Below are 18,606 nucleotides of genomic sequence, written 5' to 3'. Positions count from 1 at the left end.
GTGAAGGAATAGCAAGCTAGATGAGCGACGAAGAAAACAAACCTGCCCGTAAACCGCTTGGCCTGAAGAGGTCGGTCGATGCTGGAGAGGTCAAGCAGACCTTCAGCCACGGCCGCACCAACAAGGTTGCGGTTGAGGTCAAGCGCCGCCGCAAGCTGCTGAAGCCGGGCGAAACCGCTCCGGCGCCGGAGCCGACCCCGACGCCCGCACCCGCGCCTGAACCCGTTCAGGAAGCGCCGAAGAAGGCTGCGCCGCCGAAGAAACCGGCAGCTCCTTCCGAAACCCCGCAGGAACGCGTCGCGCGTTTGCAGCGCGAGGCCGAAGAAGAGCGCCTGCGTCTGGCAGAAGAAGCGCGCAAGCGCGATGATCAGGCTGCCAAGAAGGCAGCCGAAGACGAGAAGCGTCGCGCCGAAGAAAACCGCAAGGCCGAGGAAGAAGCCGAGAAGCGCGCTGCCGAAGAAGCTAAGGCCGCTGCCGAAGCGCCTGCGGCCGAGGAACCGGTTGAAAGCGACGAATCGGAAGCTGACGACGGATCGGGCAAGGCTGCGCCCAGCCCGCGCAAGTTCACGCCTGTCGCACGTCCCGAGCCGAAGCGTCCGGACAAGAAGAAAAAAGAAGAAAAGCCTGCTCGCGGCGCGGTGGCAAACCCGAAGGACAAGCGTCGTTCTGGCAAGCTTACGGTCACCAAGGCGCTCAACGAGGACGAAGGGCGTCGCGCCCGTTCGCTCGCAGCGCTCAAGCGTGCGCGTGAAAAGGAACGCCGCCTCCACGGTGGCCCCGCCGCTCCGCGTGAAAAGCAGGTGCGCGACGTCGTCGTGCCGGAAGCGATCACGGTCCAGGAACTCGCCAACCGCATGGCGGAAAAGGGTGCCGACCTGGTGAAGGAGCTGTTCAATCTCGGCATGATGGTGACCGTCAACCAGACGATCGACCAGGATACGGCCGAGCTGCTGGTCGATCAGTTCGGACACAACGTCACCCGCGTTTCCGAAAGCGATGTCGATATCGACACCTCGCAGGATCAGGATCCCGAAGAAACGCTGAAGCCGCGTCCGCCGGTCGTAACCATCATGGGCCACGTCGATCACGGCAAGACCTCGCTTCTCGATGCACTTCGCGGTGCCAATGTCGTGAAGGGCGAAGCCGGCGGCATTACGCAACATATCGGCAGCTATCAGGTGAAAACGAAGGGCGGCGATACGGTCACCTTCCTCGATACGCCGGGCCACGCTGCCTTTACCGAGATGCGTCAGCGCGGCGCGAACGTCACCGATATCGTCGTGCTCGTCGTGGCAGCTGACGATGGCATCATGCCGCAGACGATCGAGGCCATCAATCATACGAAGGCTGCTGGCGTTCCGATGATCGTGGCGATCAACAAGGTCGACAAGCCAGAGGCCAATCCGGACAACATCCGCACCCGCCTGCTCGAACACGAGGTCATCGTCGAGAAGATGTCGGGCGATGTGCAGGACGTGGAGATTTCCGCGAAGGAAAAGACCGGCCTGGATGAACTCCTCGAAAAGATCGCGCTTCAGGCAGAGCTGCTCGAACTCAAGGCAAACCCCGACCGTATGGCCGAGGCGACCGTGATCGAAGCGCAGCTCGACAAGGGCCGCGGCCCGGTTGCGACCGTGCTCATCACGCGCGGCACCTTGAAGCGCGGCGATACCTTCGTTGTCGGTACCGAGAGCGGCCGTGTTCGTGCGATCGTCAACGACCAGGGCAAGCAGATCAAGGAAGCCGGTCCTTCGATGCCGGTCGAGGTTCTTGGCCTCGGCGGTGTGCCGAGCGCCGGTGATACGCTCACCGTGGTTGAAAACGAGCAGCGCGCCCGCGAAGTTGCCCAATACCGTCAGGAAAAGGCGACCGAGAAGCGCACCGCGCTGGCCCCGACCAGCTTCGACACCATGTTCAACAACCTCGCTTCGAACGTGATCGAATTCCCGGTCGTGGTGAAGGCCGACGTCCAGGGTTCGGTCGAAGCGATCAACACCGCGCTTCACAATCTCTCGAATGACGAGATCAAGGTGCGTGTCCTGCACGCAGGTGTCGGCGCGATTACCGAAAGCGATGTGTCGCTGGCCTCGGCTTCGAACGCACCGATTATCGGCTTCAACGTTCGTCCCAATGCCAAGGCACGCGAACTGGTGAAGCGCGACGGCGTCGAAATGAAGTATTACGACGTCATCTATCACCTGACCGAGGAAATCGCGAAGGAGATGGCGGGCGAGCTTGGTCCGGAGCGGATCGAGAACGTTGTCGGCCGTGCTGCGGTCAAGGAAGTGTTCCGTTCGGGCAAGCGCGACAAGGCAGCCGGCCTGCTGGTGGAAGAGGGTGTCATCCGCAAGGGTCTGCACGCTCGTCTCACCCGCGACGACGTCATTGTCTCGGCCACGACTATCGCGTCGCTGCGCCGCTTCAAGGACGACGTGGACGAAGTCCGCGCCGGTCTCGAATGCGGTGTGGTCCTCGCCGATACGAACGACATCCAGGCGGGCGACCAGCTGGAAGTCTTCGAAGTCGAGGAACGTGAACGCACTCTGTGAGCGCCGATCCAGCAAAGCACGCCTTGGGCGCGGCCCACGCCGACCTGATGGGTGTGGAGTTCGACAGTTTCGATGCGGAGCGTGAGGAAATCACGCTCCGTTTTCGGGCTCCCGACAGCTTTATTACTCCGCGCGGAAGCGTGCAGGGAGGGCTGGTCGCAGGCTTTCTCGACGAGGTAATGGGCTGGGCGCATGTCTGGGCGACCGATCACGCAGAAGCGCCGCTCAACCTCGACATCACCATGACGCTGCTGCGTCCTGTGATGGCCGGTCCGGTGATCGGCAAGGGCAGGGTGATCAGGCGGGGCAAGAGGGTGATCTTCCTCGAAGGCGAATTGTTCGACCTCGAAGGGCGTCTTCTCGCACGATCCACAAGCACTGCCATCCCGACGCCAAGGCCGGGCGGCGCCGGCTAGCGCTGATGGGGCGCGTGGTCGCTTTTCTCGGCAGCATCAATGTCGGCGGAAACCGGATCAAGATGGTCGACCTGGTGGACGCGCTGGAAGATGCCGGGTTCGGAGACGTGTCGACGGTCGCGGCCAGCGGCAATGTGATCCTTCCCGATGCACACGATCCTGCCATGTTGGAAATGCGGCTTGAAAGCGTCGTCCAGCAGCGTTTCGGCTTCAAATCCTGTGCGATGGTTCGCACGACTGCCCAGATCCGCTCGGCCATCGAAGACAATCCGTTTCACGGAACCGGACCGGAACACGGCACCGACAAAATGGTCCATTCGATCTTCCTCAGCCAGCAACCCGATGTGGCAGCGGTCGAAGCCGTTATCGTGGAACACAGCGCAAGGGGAAGCGAACGCCTCGCACTGGGTGACCGGGTCCTGTTTCTGGACTATGTGCACGGGGTTGGCGTGTCCGACCTTTCAAACAAGTTCCTCGAACGGAGGCTTGGCTGTAAGGGGACGGCGCGCAATATGAGCTCGCTAAAACGTATTCTTGGTAAGATGACAGCCTGATGGCACGACAACAATTCACCCCCGAGCAGCACTCCGTCCGCGTACTGAAAGTCAGCGAACGGGTGCGCCACATCCTGTCCGAACTTCTCGCGCGGCAGGAGGTTCATGACGAGCGTGTCTCGGCCGCGAATATCGCTGTGACCGAGGTGCGGATGACGCCGGACCTGCGCAATGCGACCGCCTACGTCAAACCCCTGCTGGGCAAGGACGAGGGCGAGATCGTCACAGCTTTGCGCCAGAACACGGCTTTCCTGCAGCGCGAAGTTGCCAAGCGATTGGGGCTGAAGTTTGCGCCGAAGCTCAAGTTCAGGGCCGATGAAAGCTTCGACGAAGCCGACCGTATCGAAATGTTGCTGCGCGATCCCAAGGTCGCCCGCGACCTCGACGAAGAAGAATAGGGGCGGACAGCAATGAGTGCGCCGAACGATCGCGTAACGGTCGTCCATGAGAATTTCCTGCGACGCGTCGCAGCCGGTGATTTTCCTGCGGGGCGAGCCCCTGCAGGACCGCTCGACGACAGGCTCGCCCTTTCGATCTTTCGCAGCGCATGCCTGACCCGCGCGATCGACCGTCAAAGCCGGAAAATGCAGGCGGCGGGGCAGGGGTATTACTCCATCGGGCCATCGGGCCACGAGGGGTTGGCGGCCATTGCGGCGGCACTTCGCCCCACCGACATGGCATTCCTGCACTATCGCGACACTGCCTTCCAGATCCAGCGAAGCGAGCAGGTGGCAGAGCGGCAGGGCGGCCAGACGACGGCTTGGGATATCCTCTTGTCCTATTCGTGTGCGGTCGATGATCCGATTTCGGGCGGACGCCACAAGGTGCTCGGTTCGAAACAACTCAACATCCCGCCGCAGACTTCGACGATCGCCAGTCATCTGCCCAAGGCGGTCGGCGCGGCCTACTCACTCGGACTTGCCAAACGTTGTCCGCCGGAATTCAAGCAATTGCCGGACGATGCGATCATCTATTGTTCGTTTGGCGATGCTTCCGTGAACCACTCGACGGCGCAGGGTGCGTTCAACACGGCCGCGTGGACCAGCTACCAGTCGGTCCCTTTGCCACTGCTGTTCGTTTGCGAAGACAACGGGATCGGAATTTCGACGAAAACGCCGACCGGTTGGGTCAAGGCGACCTTTCAGAACCGTCCTGGCATCAGGTACTTCGAGTGCGACGGACTCGACATCTACGAGACCTTCAAGGTCGCCAAGCAGGCTGCGGAATACGTCCGGACGCGCCGCAAGCCTGCCTTCCTGCATGTGCGCACGATCCGCCTGTATGGACATGCAGGCGCGGATGTCGCGATGGCCTATCTCTCGCGCCAGGAAGTCGAGGCGGAGGAGGCACAGGACCCGCTGCTGCACATGGTTCGCCAGCTTGAGGAAGCCGAGGTGCTGCCCGCTTCAGATGCCCTGGCGATCTACGAAGAAACCGGCCGCCGGGTAGCCCGCATTGCAGACGAAGTCGTCAAGCGCGCGAGACTTGAAAACGCCGACCAGGTCATGGCGAGCCTGATCCCGCCGAAGCGGGACTGTGCGATTGCCAAACAGCCTTCGGAAGAAGAACGCGCTGCGGTTTTCGGATCGGATATCGCACTGATGGCCAAGCCCCAGCCGATGGGCAAGCTGATCAACATGGCGCTCACTGACCTGATGCTGGATCATCCCGAAGTCGTCATGATGGGTGAGGACATCGGTCGCAAGGGCGGCAATTATGGCGTTACGCAGCGCCTATCGAGCAGGTTCGGCCGCGCTCGCGTGATCGACACCTTGCTCGACGAACAGGCCATTCTCGGTCTCGCCATCGGCATGGCCCAGAACGGTTTCGTCCCAATCCCGGAAATCCAGTTTCTGGCCTACCTCCACAATGCCGAAGACCAGTTGCGCGGAGAGGCAGCCACCTTGCCGTTCTTCTCCGACGGGCAATACACGAACCCGATGGTCGTCCGGATATCAGGGCTTGGCTATCAAAAGGGCTTCGGCGGTCATTTCCACAATGACAATTCGCTCGCCGTGCTGCGCGATATTCCGGGCCTCATACTCGCGTGTCCTTCGAATGGCCGCGATGCTGCCATGATGCTGCGCGAATGCGTCAGGCTCGCCCGCGAAGAGCAGAGGCTGATCGCTTTCCTCGAACCGATTGCACTTTATCCCATGCGCGACTTGCATGAAGCAGGCGATGGCGAATGGATGCAGCTATACCCCGAACGTGATGCGACTATCGGCTTGGGCGAGGTCGGAGTTCACGGAGACGGGACGGACCTCGCCATCGTCACTTTCGGCAATGGCGTTTACCTGTCGTCACAGGCTGTTTCGCTCCTGGCCAAGCAGGGGATCAACGCGCGGATCGTCGACGTGCGCTGGCTCACGCCATTACCAGAACAGGCCATCGCCGATGCCGTTTCAGGATGTGGCGCGGTTCTGGTGGTTGACGAGACGAGGCGTAGCGGCGGAGTTGCGGAAGCCTTGATGGCTACGCTGACAGAGCGCGTGGACATACCCCATTCGCGCCTCACCGCGCAGGACAGCTTCATTCCAACTGGGCCAGCCTATGCCGCTACAATGCCTTCGTGCGACCAGATAGTCGGCGCTACGCTCGATCTCTTGGGGAAGGGCGCATGAAGACTGCGGCAGTCATCTGTCCGGGACGCGGGACCTACAACGCCGCCGAGCTCGGTTATCTCGCGACACACTTTCCCGATCCGGCCCTGCTCAGCCAATTCGACGAGATTCGTCGTCAGGCCGGTCAGGATACGCTCAGCGAGCTTGACGGAGCCGAGCGATTCTCGATGGCGCGACACACGCGCGGCGACAATGCATCAGGACTGATCTTCGCCGCCTCTTACGGCGATTTTCTCTCGATCAACCGAAACGAGATCGAAGTCGTAGCGGTGACCGGGAATTCCATGGGCTGGTACACTGCACTGGCGTGTGGGGGCGCACTGACTGCGACCGATGGGTTCAACGTTGCCAACACCATGGGAACCTTGATGCAGCAGGCGCTGATCGGGGGGCAGACGATCTATCCCTGGATCGGCGACGATTGGAAGCCTGACTTCGCCCGCAAGGCAGAGCTGCTGCAACAAGTCGAGGCAATCAATGCGGAGACTGACAACGAGCTTTATCTCTCGATCGATCTGGGCGGGATGCTGGTTCTTGCCGGGAATGCGGAAGGGCTGGAAGCATTCGAGCAGACCGTTGAGCCACTACAGGGGCGTTTTCCCATGCGCCTGGGCAATCATGCTGCCTTTCATACGTCTTTGCAGGAGCCGGTAGCCTCGCAGGGGCAGCAGCAATTGTCGCGCGATCCCTTTGGCCAGCCTGAACTCCCGCTTGTCGACGGCACAGGCCGTATCTGGTGGCCAGGCGCGACCGATGCAGACGCGCTATACGACTATACGCTTGGGGCGCAGGTAACGCAGACCTACGACTTCACTCGCGCGCTTACCGTTACGGCGCGGGAATTCGCACCCGATATCTTCATCATCCTTGGGCCTGGGACGACATTGGGCGGGGCGGTCGCACAATCGCTGATCTGTGCCGATTGGCGCGGGATGGACGGCAAGGCTGCCTTCCAGCGGGAGCAATCGGAAGAAACTCTCCTCGCTGCGATGGGGATGCAGGACCAGCGCTCGCTCGTCGCCAAATAAGCGCTCAAAGGAAAAGGGCCCGCGCCGAAGCGCGAGCCCTTCCTCCCCTCCGAAGATGGGTAATCTCAGGCCGAAGCGAGGGCCAGGCCCGTCGCCGGAACCTTCGATTGCAGGTCACCCGGCAGCGCGGAAACGACCTTGCTGCGGATCGGCGTCCAAAATGCCGACAGGGTCAGCAGGGCCGAACCGATCACAAGAGCGGTCAATGCCACATTGAGTTCGACTGCTCCGAATTCGTCGAACAGGAAAGTCAGCGCTGCGAGCACATAGGCCAGTGCCGATACCAGCAGCGCGCGTCGGTCGACGGCAAGGGCAACGATGCCCAGGGCGACATAGACGACCAGCACGCCGACAGATGCGCCGATGCCGATATTCTCGCCATCCGTGACGCCGAGCCAATGGAACAGCGGGTGGGCGATCATCGGGGCGGCCAAAAGGTGCAGCCAAAAGGCGACGTCGCTGCGGCGCGTCTGACGACCAAGGTCGCTGATGTCCCACCGCATGGCGACAGTGAATATCGCCAGGCCTGCTACGAACACCATCGGGATCAGGATTCCCTGAGGATTCTCGATTTGCCGCGGTCCGATTGCCGTCATGATAAGAGCGATAGCGGTGACGGTCAGCGCCGCCGCTCCTGCAGCAATGGTGATCGGCACCATGAACCGGCGCCAGTGGAGCCAAGCAGCCCCGGCAGTGACCAGCCCCGTAGCGGCGATCAGCAGCCCTGCCATGACAGCGTGGGTTTCGAAGTTATCGCCACTGAAACTCATCACGATGAAGCCGAGGAGCATCTCGAAAATACCGCCGACAAAGGCGATCAGGAGCACGATGCTGGGTAGGGCCATGCGGCGGCGGCGAGTGAAATATTCGGCCATGCCCCATGCGGCGGCGGCGATGAACATGCCGGAAAAGGGCGGTGGCCCGTCCAGTGCCGGGGTAAGCGCGTGGCCGATCCCAGCCATCGCAACCAACAGCAGAACCGCTGCGATCGTGACGAAGATATCGTTGAAGCTGTTGATGAGCCGGAAATGCTCTTCGTCCGTGGCAGGGGCCTCCCGGCTTGCGCGGACGGAATTTCTCAAGGCATCGGCGGCCTCGGCGCTGATCGCGCCGCTAGCGACTGCCGTGCGCAGGTCGTCTTCTGTGTACATGGGCGTAACTCTCCCTGTTGATGGGGGAAAGCTACGCCCAGTGTGTTAGTGTGTCAATACAGTGTGATTATCCGCGAGCCGATGACGGTCCGGTGCCGGTAACCTTCTGCATTGCAGTCAGGATAGCGCCCGACTGTTCGCTGCCCGACTGCGGAGCCTTGAGGTTCGAGAATTCGCTGATCTTGTCCCAGTTGGCAGCGAAGCCTTCGACGGTGCGCTCGCCATCCGGAAGCCACACGGCATCGTTCATGACGGTCCAAGCGCTGTGGAAACCGCCTGCGCCCGCGCCGACAATGGCGTTTGTCGGTGCATCTTCGCTGACGAGGAAGAGTGCAGCCGGGACCACGTTCACAGGGTCGAACAGCTTGAACGCTTCTTCGGGGAAGAGGTCTTCGGTCATGCGCGTGCCGGCAACGGGGCTGATTGTGTTGACCTTGATATTGTACTTCGCGCCTTCGAGCTGCAGCGTCTTGGTCAGGCCGGCGAGACCGAGCTTGGCTGCGCCATAGTTTGCCTGGCCGAAGTTGCCGAAAAGGCCGGTCGAGGATGCGGTCATCAGGATGCGGCCATAGGCCTGCTCGCGCATCGTTTCCCACACGGCCTTGCTGACGTTGGCCGAACCATTGAGGTGCACGTCGACGACGAATTCGAAGTCATCCATTGTCATCTTTGCAAAGGTCTTGTCGCGCAGCACGCCTGCGTTGTTGATGACAATGTGGACGCCGCCCCACTTCTGCTTGGCGTCGGCAACCATCTTTTCCATCTGTTCGAATTCGGTGACGCTGCCACCATTCGACATGGCTTCACCGCCCATCTTCTCGATTTCCTCGACGACCTGGAGGGCCATGTCGGAATGCCCGGTGCCGTCGCGCGAACCGCCAAGGTCGTTCACCACGACTTTTGCGCCGCGGCGTGCGAGTTCGAGTGCATATTCCTTGCCCAGGCCGCCGCCTGCGCCGGTCACGATGGCTACCTTGTCCTTGAAATCGATGCTCATGGGGGTTCTCCGCTTATGGTGGTGGGCTTTACGTGCCCGTAAACTAAAATGTGCGCGCTGCGTGGCACTTTACGAAGGGTGTTGCAACAGTCGCTAGGGCGAGGGCGCGATGCCGTAGGGGCAGCTTGGCTCCCTAGAGGCCCTCGAGGGCGGGAATGAGGCCGTCTAGCGAATCGATCACTACATCTCCGCCCAATTCGTGCGCGGGAGCATCGCAATAGCCATAGGCAGCAACGATCATCGGGACATCCGCCGAACGCGCCGCTTTCACATCATAACTCGAATCGCCGACGAAGGCGAAACTGCCGCCGCCAAGTCGTTCGCGCGCGGCGAACAGGGGGGCAGGCGAGGGCTTGGCGAGAAATTTCCCATCGACGCCACGACCAAGGCTGTCCCCACCGATCACGCATTCGAAATGTTCGATCAGTCCGAGCTGGGTCAGGATGCCGCGAGCGAACTCTTCGAACTTGTTCGTGACGACACCCATCCGAACGCCCCGTGCTGCGAGTTCGCGCAAGGTCTCTTCGGTGCCCGGGAAGGGCCGCGTAAGGACGGCGTTGTTCTCGGCATAGAAGGCCAGCATCGCCTTGTAGAGGGGGCGAAACTCTTCATCCGGTAATCCGCCCTGGGCCTCGACCGCGCGAGCGAGCATGATTTTTGCCCCTCCACCGATCAGGTCTTTCGAGCTGTCGACGGGGACAGGATCGAAGCCGCCGAACTCGAGCGCGTGGTTCACCGCTGTCCCGAGATCGCGAAAAGTGTCGAGCAGCGTGCCGTCGAGATCGAAGCCGACAGCATCAAAAGGAAAATCAGCCATGCGCGCACGGGTGGCGGATGGTTCTTCAAACCGCAAGCATTTGCTGGCAAAGGACGCGCAACAGGAGACATCATGACAGAATTCGCAGCCGTCATCCTCGCCGCTGGCAAGGGCACCCGAATGAAAAGCGACCTGCACAAGGTGCTGCATCCCATCGCCGGACGATCGATGATCGATCACCTGATGGCTTCGGTCGATGCGCTTTCTCCGGTGCGTAAGGTTGTGGTTGTGGGTGCCGGGCGCGAACAGTTGGAAAGCGCGCTGGGGGCGCGTGCAGCCACTTGCCTGCAAGAGCCGCAGCTTGGGACTGCGCATGCCGTCCAGCAGGCCCAGCAGGAACTGGCAGGCTTCGATGGCGACATCTTGATCATGTACGGCGATGTCCCCTTCGTTCGGGCCGAGACGATGCAATCCATGCTCGATCGGCTGCACATGGACGATGCTCCCGCAGCGGTGGTGCTCGGCTTCGAGCCGGAGGATGCGCTCCAGTACGGCCGCGTCATTGCCGACGATGCGGGACGGATCCGCAAGATGGTGGAATTCAAGGACGCCAGCGAAGAAGAGCGGGGATGCCGCCTCTGCAATTCCGGCCTGATGGCAGCGAGCGCAAAAGACTTGTGGGCGCTTCTCGACCGGGTGGGCAACGATAACGCGCAAGGCGAATATTACCTCCCCGATATCGTCAACATTGCGATCGGCGACGGGCGGGTGTGTGCCGCCGTGACGACGAACGATGCGAGCGAAGTCGCAGGTATCAACAGCCGTTCCGAACTCGCCGCTGCCGAACGCCAGTGGCAGGAGTTGAAGCGCGAGGAAGCCATGGCGGAAGGCGCAACGCTGCGCGCTCCCGAAACGGTATTCTTTAGCTGGGATACGGAATTGGGCCGCGATGTGACGATCGAGCCGAATGTTGTCTTTGGCCCGGGGGTAAAAGTCGCCGACGGTGCGCACATCAAGGCATTCAGCCATCTGGAAGGCGCAGTTGTCGGCAAGGACGCCCAGGTCGGTCCCTATGCAAGATTGCGCCCCGGAGCCGTCATGGAAGAGGGCGCCTTTGTCGGCAATTTCGTGGAAATGAAGAAGGCCGTGCTGGGCAAGGGGGCGAAGGCAAGCCACCTGACCTATCTCGGCGATGCAACGGTTGGGGAAGGCGCCAATATCGGCGCTGGCACGATAACCTGCAATTACGACGGCTATTTCAAGCACAAAACCGAAATCGGTCCGCGTGCCTTCATCGGTTCGAACAGTTCTCTGATAGCCCCGGTCAAGATCGGTGCCGATGCGATTGTGGCTGCAGGCAGCGCAGTCAGCCGCGATGTGGGCGACGGCGACCTTCGCATGGTTCGCGGCGAGCAGATCGTCAAACCCGGTTGGGCCGATCGTTTCCACGATACGATGAAAAAGAAGAAGGCGGCGGAAAAGGCAAAGGGCTAGGGCCGGTAAGTTGGAAGACGAGGAGCCGCGCAACTGCTGGCTGTGCGAACGGACGCTGGGAGCCGTCGTGCAGGATCATCACCTCGTTCCCAAATCGAAAGGTGGCCGGGAGACTGTTCCGCTCCACCCGATCTGCCACCGGGCGATCCATACCAATTTCACCAATGCCGAACTGGCGCGGATCGGTACCGACCGTGACGCCCTGCTGAAGAACCAGGGGCTATCCAATTTCCTGGCATGGGTAAAAGGCAAGCCGCCCGACTTCCATGCACCAACCTTCACGCAGCGAAGGTAAGGCAGGAAAGCGGGCGGCCCGGGGACCAGGACTTTCCGGGAAGACTACCGGATCAGGTACGCTCCAGCTCGCGGCGACCTGTGGCGATCTTGCGATCGACCTGTCGCTCCCAGCTTTCGAATTCATTGCGGCTCAGGAGATAGCGCCAGCGAGCCTCGTCGAACGAGATCAGCTTGTTGCGAACCGCCTTGACCACTTCGGCCTTGCGGGCATCCGACCAGTGGATGTCATGCGATTCAGGTAGTCCGGCGCGCTTGATGGCATCGGCAACAGTTTCATGCGGGGCATACGCCATAGTCTGTTCTCCAACATTGTTCGGCCCCCCGTTGGCTTAAATGCTGGATTTCCAGAGTTAATTCCGGGTTTTCGGTTATCCCTTAAGCTGCGTTCATCATCCGAATGGTGCACCGCGCGCGACGAGACGAGACAAACCCGTCACCTCGCGCGCGATACCCGTGTTTTCGATTGTGATCGCAGCCTTATTTCGAATCGGAATCCATCAGACGCTGCATCAGATAGACCGTTTCGATGGCCTTGATCTTCGCCCGCTGCTTGTTGTCGACGCCGCCAGAGTGACCGCCGGTCATGTCCTCGAAATACCAATAGGGCTGGCCGAGGCTCTTCAGCTTCGCCGCTGCCTTGCGGGCATGAGAGGGGTGCGTTCGGTCATCCGCGGTTGACGCCCAGAGCAGCGGGGATGGGTAGTCCACGCCTTCGGCGATCTTCTGATATGGAGAGTATTCCTCTATCCAGGCGCGCTCTTCGGCAATGCGAGGATCGCCATATTCGCCAACCCAAGAGGCACCGCGGCCAATCAATGGCAGGCGAAGCATGTCGAACAGCGGAATCTGGACGATCGCGGCATTGATCAGGTCGGGGCGCTGGGTCAGGAATGTCCCCACCAGCAGGCCGCCCTGGCTACCGCCCTGGATACCGAGATGCTTGGGCGAGGTGAAACCTCGCGCGATCAGGTCCTCGCCCACGGCGATGAAGTCGTCCCAGGTGCGCTGCTTGTTTTCGCGCATTGCGGTCTGGTGCCAGCCTGGGCCGAACTCGCCACCGCCGCGCAAGTTGGCGAGGACATAGGCGCCGCCCCTTTCCAGCCATGTCTTGCCGGTCACCGATAGGTAGCTCGGCAGTTGCGATACCTGGAAACCGCCATAGCCGTACAAGAGCGTTGGCGTGGTCCCATCCATCTTCATCCCTTGCGGTTTGACGATGAAATAGGGGATCTTGGTTCCGTCCTTGCTCGTCGCTTCGTGCTGTTCGACCGACATACCTTCGCTGTCGAAACGCACTGGCGACTGCTTGAGCGCCTCGGGCTTGCCACCGTCCGAATAGAACAGCGTCGTCGGCTCGAGGAATCCATTCGAGGTGAACATGATCTCGTCGGTCTCGCTCGAGGCTGTTGCGATGTCGAGGCTCGAGTTCGCTGGCAGGTCGACGTCTTGCGTCACCCACTTGCCGTTGTCGAAATCGATCCTGACAACCTTGCCGACCACGTTGTCGAGCATGCTGACGAAGAGCGAATTTCCGCTGATTGCGCCTCCGCGCTTGGTTTGGCGTTCAGCCGGAGCCCAGACGAGCGTTTTCTTCGCTCCATTGGGATCAGCCTTCCACTCTTCGAGATCGACCGCGACGAGGGAGTCGGCCGGGAACGTTGTTCCATCGACTTCCCAGTCAACATTCGTGGAATAGAGCAGATGCCCATCGACGATGCCGTAGAGCGATGCCTTCAGCGGTATGTTGAGACGCAGCCATTCGCCATCCTTCTCGACGAAGTTCTCTGTCTCAAAAAAGCTGACGCCGCGAAATGCCGTGCGTGCATGAATGCTTCCCTTGTTATCGCGAAGCAGGCCGGCACCCGACCAGACATCCTTGCGATCGCCGCGGAAGATTTCCTGCGCGTCGTCGATCGATTGGCCGCGCTTCCATAGGCGGGTTGTGTAGGGATACTCGCTTTCCGTCATCAGCGTTTCGTCGAAGTTGCGAGTGACGAGCAGCGTGTCTTCATCGATCCATTCGATGCTGCCCTGGCTCTCTGCCAGTTCGAAACCGCCTTCGACGAAATTGCCGGTATTCATGTCGAATTCGCGCATGATGGTGGCGTCCTTGCCACCGTCTGACAGCGCGATCATGCAGTGACGCTCGAGCGGGGGCAGGCATGTCGAACCCTTGTAAACCCACTCACGACCTTCAGACTTTGCCAGCGCATCGACGTCCAGGACAGTTTCCCATTCGGGATTGTCGGTGCGATAGCTTTCCATCGTGGTGCGACGGACCAGCCCGCGCGGATTGTCCTTGTCCTGCCAGAAATTGTAGAGTCCATCCGGACGGATCGAAACCATCGGGATGCGATCCTGGCTATCGAGGATTTCGAGGATTTCGGCCTGGATCTCGTCGAAACGCGGATCCATTGCCATGTGGGCCAGCGTGCGGTTGCTTTCATCGCTGACCCATTCGAGCGATTTATCGCTGCGGGCTTCTTCGAGCCAGATGAACGGGTCTTGCTCGACACCGGGCAGCGTCGTTTCAGCTGCTTTGGTCTCAGTCTCTTTGTTCTGGGCGTTTACCGTTGATGCAGTCATAGCGAGCACGCCTGCGAGCGCGATTTTCGAAACAAGATTCAAATGTCCTCTCCATCGGGGATTCAGCTAGGTCGAATGTGGCGACCGGACCCGGGAAAGTGAAGCGTTTTTAGGCTCTAATGACCTGACGGAGCACTGGGAGGGATGGCCGCTACAGTAAGGAATGCCTGCACACCCTTGCCATCGTTGGCGATGAAGTTGGGACCGTTCATGATCGCAACGAGCCTGCCGTCAGCAGCTGTCAGCTCTTCACGAATCTGGCCTGCAAAAGTACCGGAGCGCCGCTGGTCGTAGGTCCAGGTGCTCGTACGGCGAAGTGCATCGACGAACTGAATGCGGGGCTTCAACGCATCGGCCGTGTCGGTCACGACTCAGCGGCAGGCGATGTGGCCCCTGGATGTTACGATAAACACGCCTGCGGCATCGGTATTGATCTGCGCATAGATAGGATCTTTCAGGAACAGCGGGCCCGTATTCTGAGCGACATCGGCAGGTACTTCCTCGAGGAGTGAAACGCCCATGTCCTTGAGCATCGCCGCGTGTTCCGGCGCAAGATGGCCTTGTCCGATGATCTGCTTCGAACAGAGTTTGAAACCGAGTTCGATGCTTTCGTAGATGCTGCGCTTTGTAGGAGGCGCTGAAACACCGTCGGATGCCGATGCATGGCTTGTCATGCAGAGAGTCGTCGCGGCGACGATGGCCAGCAGGGAAACGAGTTTCAAATGCAGGCTCCCAATGTGTAAATTTGTTACGACCTCATTTGTCGGTCGATGATGCAGGTCGACAAGCGACTAATCTATATTCCTATCGCGGCGAGCCCAAACCCGAATGGTACGACCGTGCAATTTCTCGCGCGCGATTTCTTCGTAGTCACGCTTTACGGTCGACCAGACCAGTGACCTTGTCGCTTCATTCTGAACGGTAAACGTCTCGTCGGCAGTTACGATGACCGGAGGTCTTGCGGCTATTATCCGGGCGACCTCGCCGATTTGGGGTATCCCAAGCGAAAATCTCTCAAAAGCATTGTTGAGATGATCCGGGTAAATAAAGCGTGTCGGCAGGCAGGATCCGCTCATCTGATAAAGAGCGGTCGGCCCGTCGAAAATATAGAGGCAATTTGAGCTTCCGTTCACCCTTGGTGAAATAGCTGAGGCAAGTCGATCCATACTTTCGATATGCTGCCGTGCCTTCTCGTAGCGATCAGGCAGGGACAGGAAATATCCAAAACTTGCAAGAGCCAGCATCAATGGGAAAACCTTGCCCGCACCGCGCCCGTCAAGGATCGGGAGCGAGCATAGTACAACTGCAGGAGCGAGCGCGGCGAAGTAATAAAGATAAATTGTAGACGGCAGCATAACGGTCGCAATTGTCGCCACCAGCCAAAGGACAAAAAAATAATAGGTCCTGCGGTCAGTTGGTGGAGACAAGCGGAATGCTGCATACACTGCGGCGGACAGAAGGCCGAAGATCGGGAGAAGTAATAGCAAATGGTCGTGTCTGAACCGACCAGCTTTAGAAGGGATCCGATCGAAGAAGGACACGAAGTTCGCGAAAAAGAATTCGTCAAAATGGCCGATTAATGCAAATCCTACCGCAACCAGCCCCGTGGGAAGAATGCCAAGAAAACCAAATACCGCTGCTAGCCGCACTAATTTTGGCAAGCTCGTACCCGCGCGATACTGACCCCAAAGCGCCCAAATTCCAAAGAACACGCACTGCGGCAGGACTGTGTACTTCACCTGCAGCGCAAGTCCCCCGATCAGCATTCCAATACATGCTCGGCGCACTGATTGGGGATGGCTGATCTCGACCACCAGAGTAGCCATCCACAGCATCATCGGTACGAAGAATACCTCCGCATTGGCAGAGTGCCCACCGTAGATCGAAACTAGAAAGACATAGAGAACGCCCGCGCCAAGTCCGGTTAAACGATCCACTAGACGTAAAGACAGACGATACGTCATCCATGCGCCCGCTAGCACAAATAAGGATGCAAGCACCTGGTAGCTTAAGGGCCCCGGCCCGCCGATGGCATGCGCTAGGGCAAAGATTGCGAAGAGGCCAATAGGCTTGCGATCCCAAAGATCGACAAAGGGGATTGCGCCGCGGGTCATTTCGAGACCGATCAGGGAATAGAGCTGTTCGTCGATGTCGGCATTGGGATCGCCAAACCATGCGCCGCGTACGACAAGAACGACTAGGGCTAGGATGACGAGTACTGCCAACTCAGTCTTGGCGGGCTGTCGACTACGCGTAGTTCTGGCCGGTTCCCTAGAAATCATGCCCAAGTGATGCCTCCGATTAGCGAGGAATTCTATCGATCCCAGATCGGTTTGCACTATTTCTTGCGGCAACGAAAAAGGGCGGCCCAAGTGGACCGCCCTTATGAAAACTCGATGGCCGGAACCAATCAGCCTTCGACATGCTCCGCGAGCACCGTCAGACCCTTGTCGCCGACTTCGGCAAAGCCGCCGCGCACTTCGATGGTTTCCGGTTCGCCGCCTTCGGTCTTGTAGACCTGCACGGCGCCATCGCGGATCGTCGACATGAAAGGCGCATGGCCTTCCAGCACGCCGAATTCACCTTCGCTACCGGGGACGACCACCATGTGGACCTCTTCGGAGCGGACGAGCTTGCTCGGCGTGACCAGTTCGAAGTGAAGCGCCATGTCTCTTAGGCTTCCTCAGCCAGCTTCTTGGCCTTCTCGACCGCTTCGTCGATGCCGCCGACCATGTAGAAGGCGCTTTCCGGCAGGTGGTCGTATTCGCCGTCCACAACCGCCTTGAACGAGCGGACGGTGTCTTCCAGCTGGACGAACTTGCCCGGGATGTTGGTGAACACTTCGGCCACGTGGAACGGCTGCGAGAGGAAGCGCTGGATCTTGCGGGCGCGAGCCACGGTCAGCTTATCTTCTTCGCTAAGTTCGTCCATGCCGAGAATGGCGATGATGTCCTGCAGGCTCTTGTACTTCTGCAGGATTTCCTGGACGCGGCGAGCGGTTTCATAGTGCTCCTGGCCCACGACGCGCGGTTCGAGAACGCGGCTGGTCGAGTCGAGCGGGTCCACTGCCGGGTAGATGCCCAGCTCCGAAATCGCACGGTTCAGCGTGGTCGTTGCGTCCAAGTGGGCGAACGAGGTTGCCGGTGCCGGGTCGGTAAGGTCGTCGGCGGGAACGTAGATGGCCTGCACCGAGGTAATCGAACCCTTGGTAGTCGAGGTAATGCGTTCCTGCAGGTTACCCATGTCGGTCGACAGGGTCGGCTGGTAGCCCACGGCCGAAGGAATACGGCCGAGCAGAGCAGACACTTCCGAACCCGCCTGCGTGAAGCGGAAGATGTTGTCGACGAAGAACAGGACGTCCTGGCCTTCCTGGTCACGGAAATATTCCGCCATGGTCAGGCCCGAGAGAGCCACGCGAGCACGTGCGCCCGGAGGTTCGTTCATCTGGCCGAAGACGAGGGCAACCTTCGATCCTTCGCTGATGGCATTGCCGTCGGCATCCTTGGCGATAACGCCTGCGTCGAGGAATTCATGGTAGAGGTCGTTACCTTCGCGGGTACGCTCACCAACACCGGCGAAAACGGACACACCACCGTGGCCCTTCGCGATGTTGTTGATCAGTTCCTGGATCAGCACGGTCTTGCCCACGCCGGCGCCGCCGAACAGGCCGATCTTGCCGCCCTTTGCGTAAGGAGCGAGAAGGTCGATGACCTTGATGCCGGTCACGAGAATGTCGGCTTCGGTCGACTGGTCGATGAACTCAGGAGCTTCCGCGTGGATCGGAGCGGTCATTTCGGCGCCGATGGGGCCGCGTTCGTCGATCGGCTCGCCCACGACGTTCATGATACGGCCGAGCGTCTTGGGACCAACGGGCACGGAGATCTGTGCGCCGGTTGCGATGACTTCCTGGCCGCGGGTCAGACCGTCGGTACCGTCCATGGCGATGGTGCGCACGGTGTTCTCGCCGAGGTGCTGAGCGACTTCGAGGACGAGCGTCTGTTCGCCGTTCTTGGTCTCCAGAGCGGAGAGAATGGCGGGCAGTTCGCCTTCGAAGGTCACGTCGACGACTGCGCCGATGACCTGGGCGATAGTCCCGTTGGTGGTCTGGTTGAGAGCGGGGGCGGTGGCCATGTTCGTTTCCTTAGCCTTCTAT

The 18,606-nt window shown here is 60.1% G+C and carries 18 protein-coding genes; 8 read left to right on the top strand and 10 right to left on the bottom strand.

Annotated elements, in window-relative coordinates; genetic code table 11:
* The first annotated feature begins 20 nt into the window (after nt 1–20).
* The 6 genes from infB to AMC99_RS08190 are packed head-to-tail and all read left to right on the top strand — an operon-like array spanning nt 21 to nt 7,171.
* Complete coding sequence (gene infB / locus AMC99_RS08215; protein ID WP_061925271.1) at nt 21–2,549, top strand: translation initiation factor IF-2; 2,529 nt, start codon at nt 21–23, stop codon at nt 2,547–2,549.
* Entirely contained in the window at nt 2,546–2,965 is a 420-nt protein-coding gene (locus AMC99_RS08210) for a PaaI family thioesterase (RefSeq protein ID WP_338021428.1), read from the top strand. Before infB ends, AMC99_RS08210 begins: the two co-directional genes overlap by 4 nt.
* A gap of 5 nt (nt 2,966–2,970) precedes the next feature.
* Entirely contained in the window at nt 2,971–3,519 is a 549-nt protein-coding gene (locus AMC99_RS08205) for a DUF1697 domain-containing protein (RefSeq protein WP_061925268.1), read from the top strand.
* Complete coding sequence (gene rbfA / locus AMC99_RS08200; RefSeq protein WP_061925264.1) at nt 3,519–3,917, top strand: 30S ribosome-binding factor RbfA; 399 nt, start codon at nt 3,519–3,521, stop codon at nt 3,915–3,917. The genes AMC99_RS08205 and rbfA overlap by 1 nt, the downstream gene beginning before the upstream one ends.
* 12 nt (nt 3,918–3,929) lie before the next feature.
* A complete protein-coding gene (locus AMC99_RS08195; protein ID WP_061925261.1) occupies nt 3,930–6,143 on the top strand; it encodes a thiamine pyrophosphate-dependent enzyme in 2,214 nt (737 codons plus the stop codon).
* Nucleotides 6,140–7,171: an ACP S-malonyltransferase gene (locus tag AMC99_RS08190; protein WP_061925258.1), complete on the top strand. Its 1,032-nt coding sequence runs from the start codon at nt 6,140–6,142 to the stop codon at nt 7,169–7,171. Before AMC99_RS08195 ends, AMC99_RS08190 begins: the two co-directional genes overlap by 4 nt.
* A 65-nt stretch (nt 7,172–7,236) precedes the next feature.
* Here AMC99_RS08190 and AMC99_RS08185 read toward each other — a convergent pair whose 3' ends face one another.
* The 3 genes from AMC99_RS08185 to AMC99_RS08175 all read right to left on the bottom strand — a co-directional run bounded on the left by AMC99_RS08185 (nt 7,237) and on the right by AMC99_RS08175 (nt 10,136).
* Nucleotides 7,237–8,322: a hypothetical protein gene (locus tag AMC99_RS08185; RefSeq protein WP_061925255.1), complete on the bottom strand. Its 1,086-nt coding sequence runs from the start codon at nt 8,320–8,322 to the stop codon at nt 7,237–7,239.
* A 67-nt stretch (nt 8,323–8,389) separates the two neighbouring features.
* Nucleotides 8,390–9,319 carry an SDR family NAD(P)-dependent oxidoreductase gene (locus AMC99_RS08180; RefSeq protein ID WP_061925252.1) on the bottom strand — a complete coding sequence of 310 codons (930 nt, stop codon included), beginning with the start codon at nt 9,317–9,319 and terminating at the stop codon, nt 8,390–8,392.
* 133 nt (nt 9,320–9,452) lie between these two features.
* Complete coding sequence (locus AMC99_RS08175; protein ID WP_061925249.1) at nt 9,453–10,136, bottom strand: HAD-IA family hydrolase; 684 nt, start codon at nt 10,134–10,136, stop codon at nt 9,453–9,455.
* Nucleotides 10,137–10,208: 72 nt separating this feature from the next.
* Here AMC99_RS08175 and glmU point away from each other — a divergent pair, with 72 nt between their 5' ends.
* Together glmU and AMC99_RS08165 are read left to right on the top strand one after the other, a co-directional pair.
* Nucleotides 10,209–11,570, top strand: a complete 1,362-nt coding sequence (gene glmU / locus AMC99_RS08170; RefSeq protein ID WP_061925246.1) for a bifunctional UDP-N-acetylglucosamine diphosphorylase/glucosamine-1-phosphate N-acetyltransferase GlmU — start codon at nt 10,209–10,211, stop codon at nt 11,568–11,570.
* A gap of 10 nt (nt 11,571–11,580) precedes the next feature.
* Nucleotides 11,581–11,865: an HNH endonuclease family protein gene (locus AMC99_RS08165; protein WP_061925243.1), complete on the top strand. Its 285-nt coding sequence runs from the start codon at nt 11,581–11,583 to the stop codon at nt 11,863–11,865.
* Nucleotides 11,866–11,917: 52 nt separating this feature from the next.
* Here AMC99_RS08165 and AMC99_RS08160 read toward each other — a convergent pair whose 3' ends face one another.
* The 7 genes from AMC99_RS08160 to atpD all read right to left on the bottom strand — a co-directional run bounded on the left by AMC99_RS08160 (nt 11,918) and on the right by atpD (nt 18,584).
* Nucleotides 11,918–12,160: a DUF1153 domain-containing protein gene (locus tag AMC99_RS08160; protein ID WP_061925240.1), complete on the bottom strand. Its 243-nt coding sequence runs from the start codon at nt 12,158–12,160 to the stop codon at nt 11,918–11,920.
* A gap of 184 nt (nt 12,161–12,344) precedes the next feature.
* Entirely contained in the window at nt 12,345–14,453 is a 2,109-nt protein-coding gene (locus AMC99_RS08155; protein WP_061927856.1) for a prolyl oligopeptidase family serine peptidase, read from the bottom strand.
* Between the two features lie 116 nt (nt 14,454–14,569).
* A complete protein-coding gene (locus AMC99_RS08150; RefSeq protein ID WP_061925237.1) occupies nt 14,570–14,821 on the bottom strand; it encodes a hypothetical protein in 252 nt (83 codons plus the stop codon).
* A 3-nt stretch (nt 14,822–14,824) separates the two neighbouring features.
* Nucleotides 14,825–15,175, bottom strand: coding sequence for a hypothetical protein (locus tag AMC99_RS08145; RefSeq protein ID WP_061925234.1), 351 nt, complete (start codon nt 15,173–15,175; stop codon nt 14,825–14,827).
* A 69-nt stretch (nt 15,176–15,244) separates the two neighbouring features.
* Nucleotides 15,245–16,678: an ArnT family glycosyltransferase gene (locus tag AMC99_RS08140; protein ID WP_198143501.1), complete on the bottom strand. Its 1,434-nt coding sequence runs from the start codon at nt 16,676–16,678 to the stop codon at nt 15,245–15,247.
* A 185-nt stretch (nt 16,679–16,863) separates the two neighbouring features.
* Nucleotides 16,864–17,121 (bottom strand): ATP synthase F1 subunit epsilon, encoded by a 258-nt coding sequence (locus tag AMC99_RS08135; RefSeq protein ID WP_061925228.1) that lies wholly within the window; start codon nt 17,119–17,121, stop codon nt 16,864–16,866.
* Nucleotides 17,122–17,126: 5 nt separating this feature from the next.
* The gene (atpD, locus tag AMC99_RS08130) at nt 17,127–18,584 is read right to left on the bottom strand and encodes a F0F1 ATP synthase subunit beta (RefSeq protein ID WP_061925225.1); all 1,458 of its coding nucleotides are present in this window, start codon (nt 18,582–18,584) and stop codon (nt 17,127–17,129) included.
* Nucleotides 18,585–18,606 lie beyond the last annotated feature (22 nt).

The organism is Altererythrobacter epoxidivorans, from assembly GCF_001281485.1.
In the GTDB taxonomy this organism is placed as follows: Bacteria; Pseudomonadota; Alphaproteobacteria; order Sphingomonadales; family Sphingomonadaceae; genus Erythrobacter; species Erythrobacter epoxidivorans.
The sequence above is the reverse complement of the archived record's forward strand: the minus strand, read 5'-3'. Positions and strand labels throughout refer to the sequence as shown.

Coding starts and splice junctions, on each gene's coding strand:
- infB (WP_061925271.1), top strand. CDS start 21: ATGAGCGACGAAGAAAACAAACCTGCCCGTAAACCGCTTGGCCTGAAG.
- AMC99_RS08205 (WP_061925268.1), top strand. CDS start 2,971: ATGGGGCGCGTGGTCGCTTTTCTCGGCAGCATCAATGTCGGCGGAAAC.
- rbfA (WP_061925264.1), top strand. CDS start 3,519: ATGGCACGACAACAATTCACCCCCGAGCAGCACTCCGTCCGCGTACTG.
- AMC99_RS08195 (WP_061925261.1), top strand. CDS start 3,930: ATGAGTGCGCCGAACGATCGCGTAACGGTCGTCCATGAGAATTTCCTG.
- AMC99_RS08190 (WP_061925258.1), top strand. CDS start 6,140: ATGAAGACTGCGGCAGTCATCTGTCCGGGACGCGGGACCTACAACGCC.
- AMC99_RS08185 (WP_061925255.1), bottom strand. CDS start 8,322: ATGTACACAGAAGACGACCTGCGCACGGCAGTCGCTAGCGGCGCGATC.
- AMC99_RS08180 (WP_061925252.1), bottom strand. CDS start 9,319: ATGAGCATCGATTTCAAGGACAAGGTAGCCATCGTGACCGGCGCAGGC.
- AMC99_RS08175 (WP_061925249.1), bottom strand. CDS start 10,136: ATGGCTGATTTTCCTTTTGATGCTGTCGGCTTCGATCTCGACGGCACG.
- glmU (WP_061925246.1), top strand. CDS start 10,209: ATGACAGAATTCGCAGCCGTCATCCTCGCCGCTGGCAAGGGCACCCGA.
- AMC99_RS08160 (WP_061925240.1), bottom strand. CDS start 12,160: ATGGCGTATGCCCCGCATGAAACTGTTGCCGATGCCATCAAGCGCGCC.
- AMC99_RS08155 (WP_061927856.1), bottom strand. CDS start 14,453: ATGACTGCATCAACGGTAAACGCCCAGAACAAAGAGACTGAGACCAAA.
- AMC99_RS08135 (WP_061925228.1), bottom strand. CDS start 17,121: ATGGCGCTTCACTTCGAACTGGTCACGCCGAGCAAGCTCGTCCGCTCC.
- atpD (WP_061925225.1), bottom strand. CDS start 18,584: ATGGCCACCGCCCCCGCTCTCAACCAGACCACCAACGGGACTATCGCC.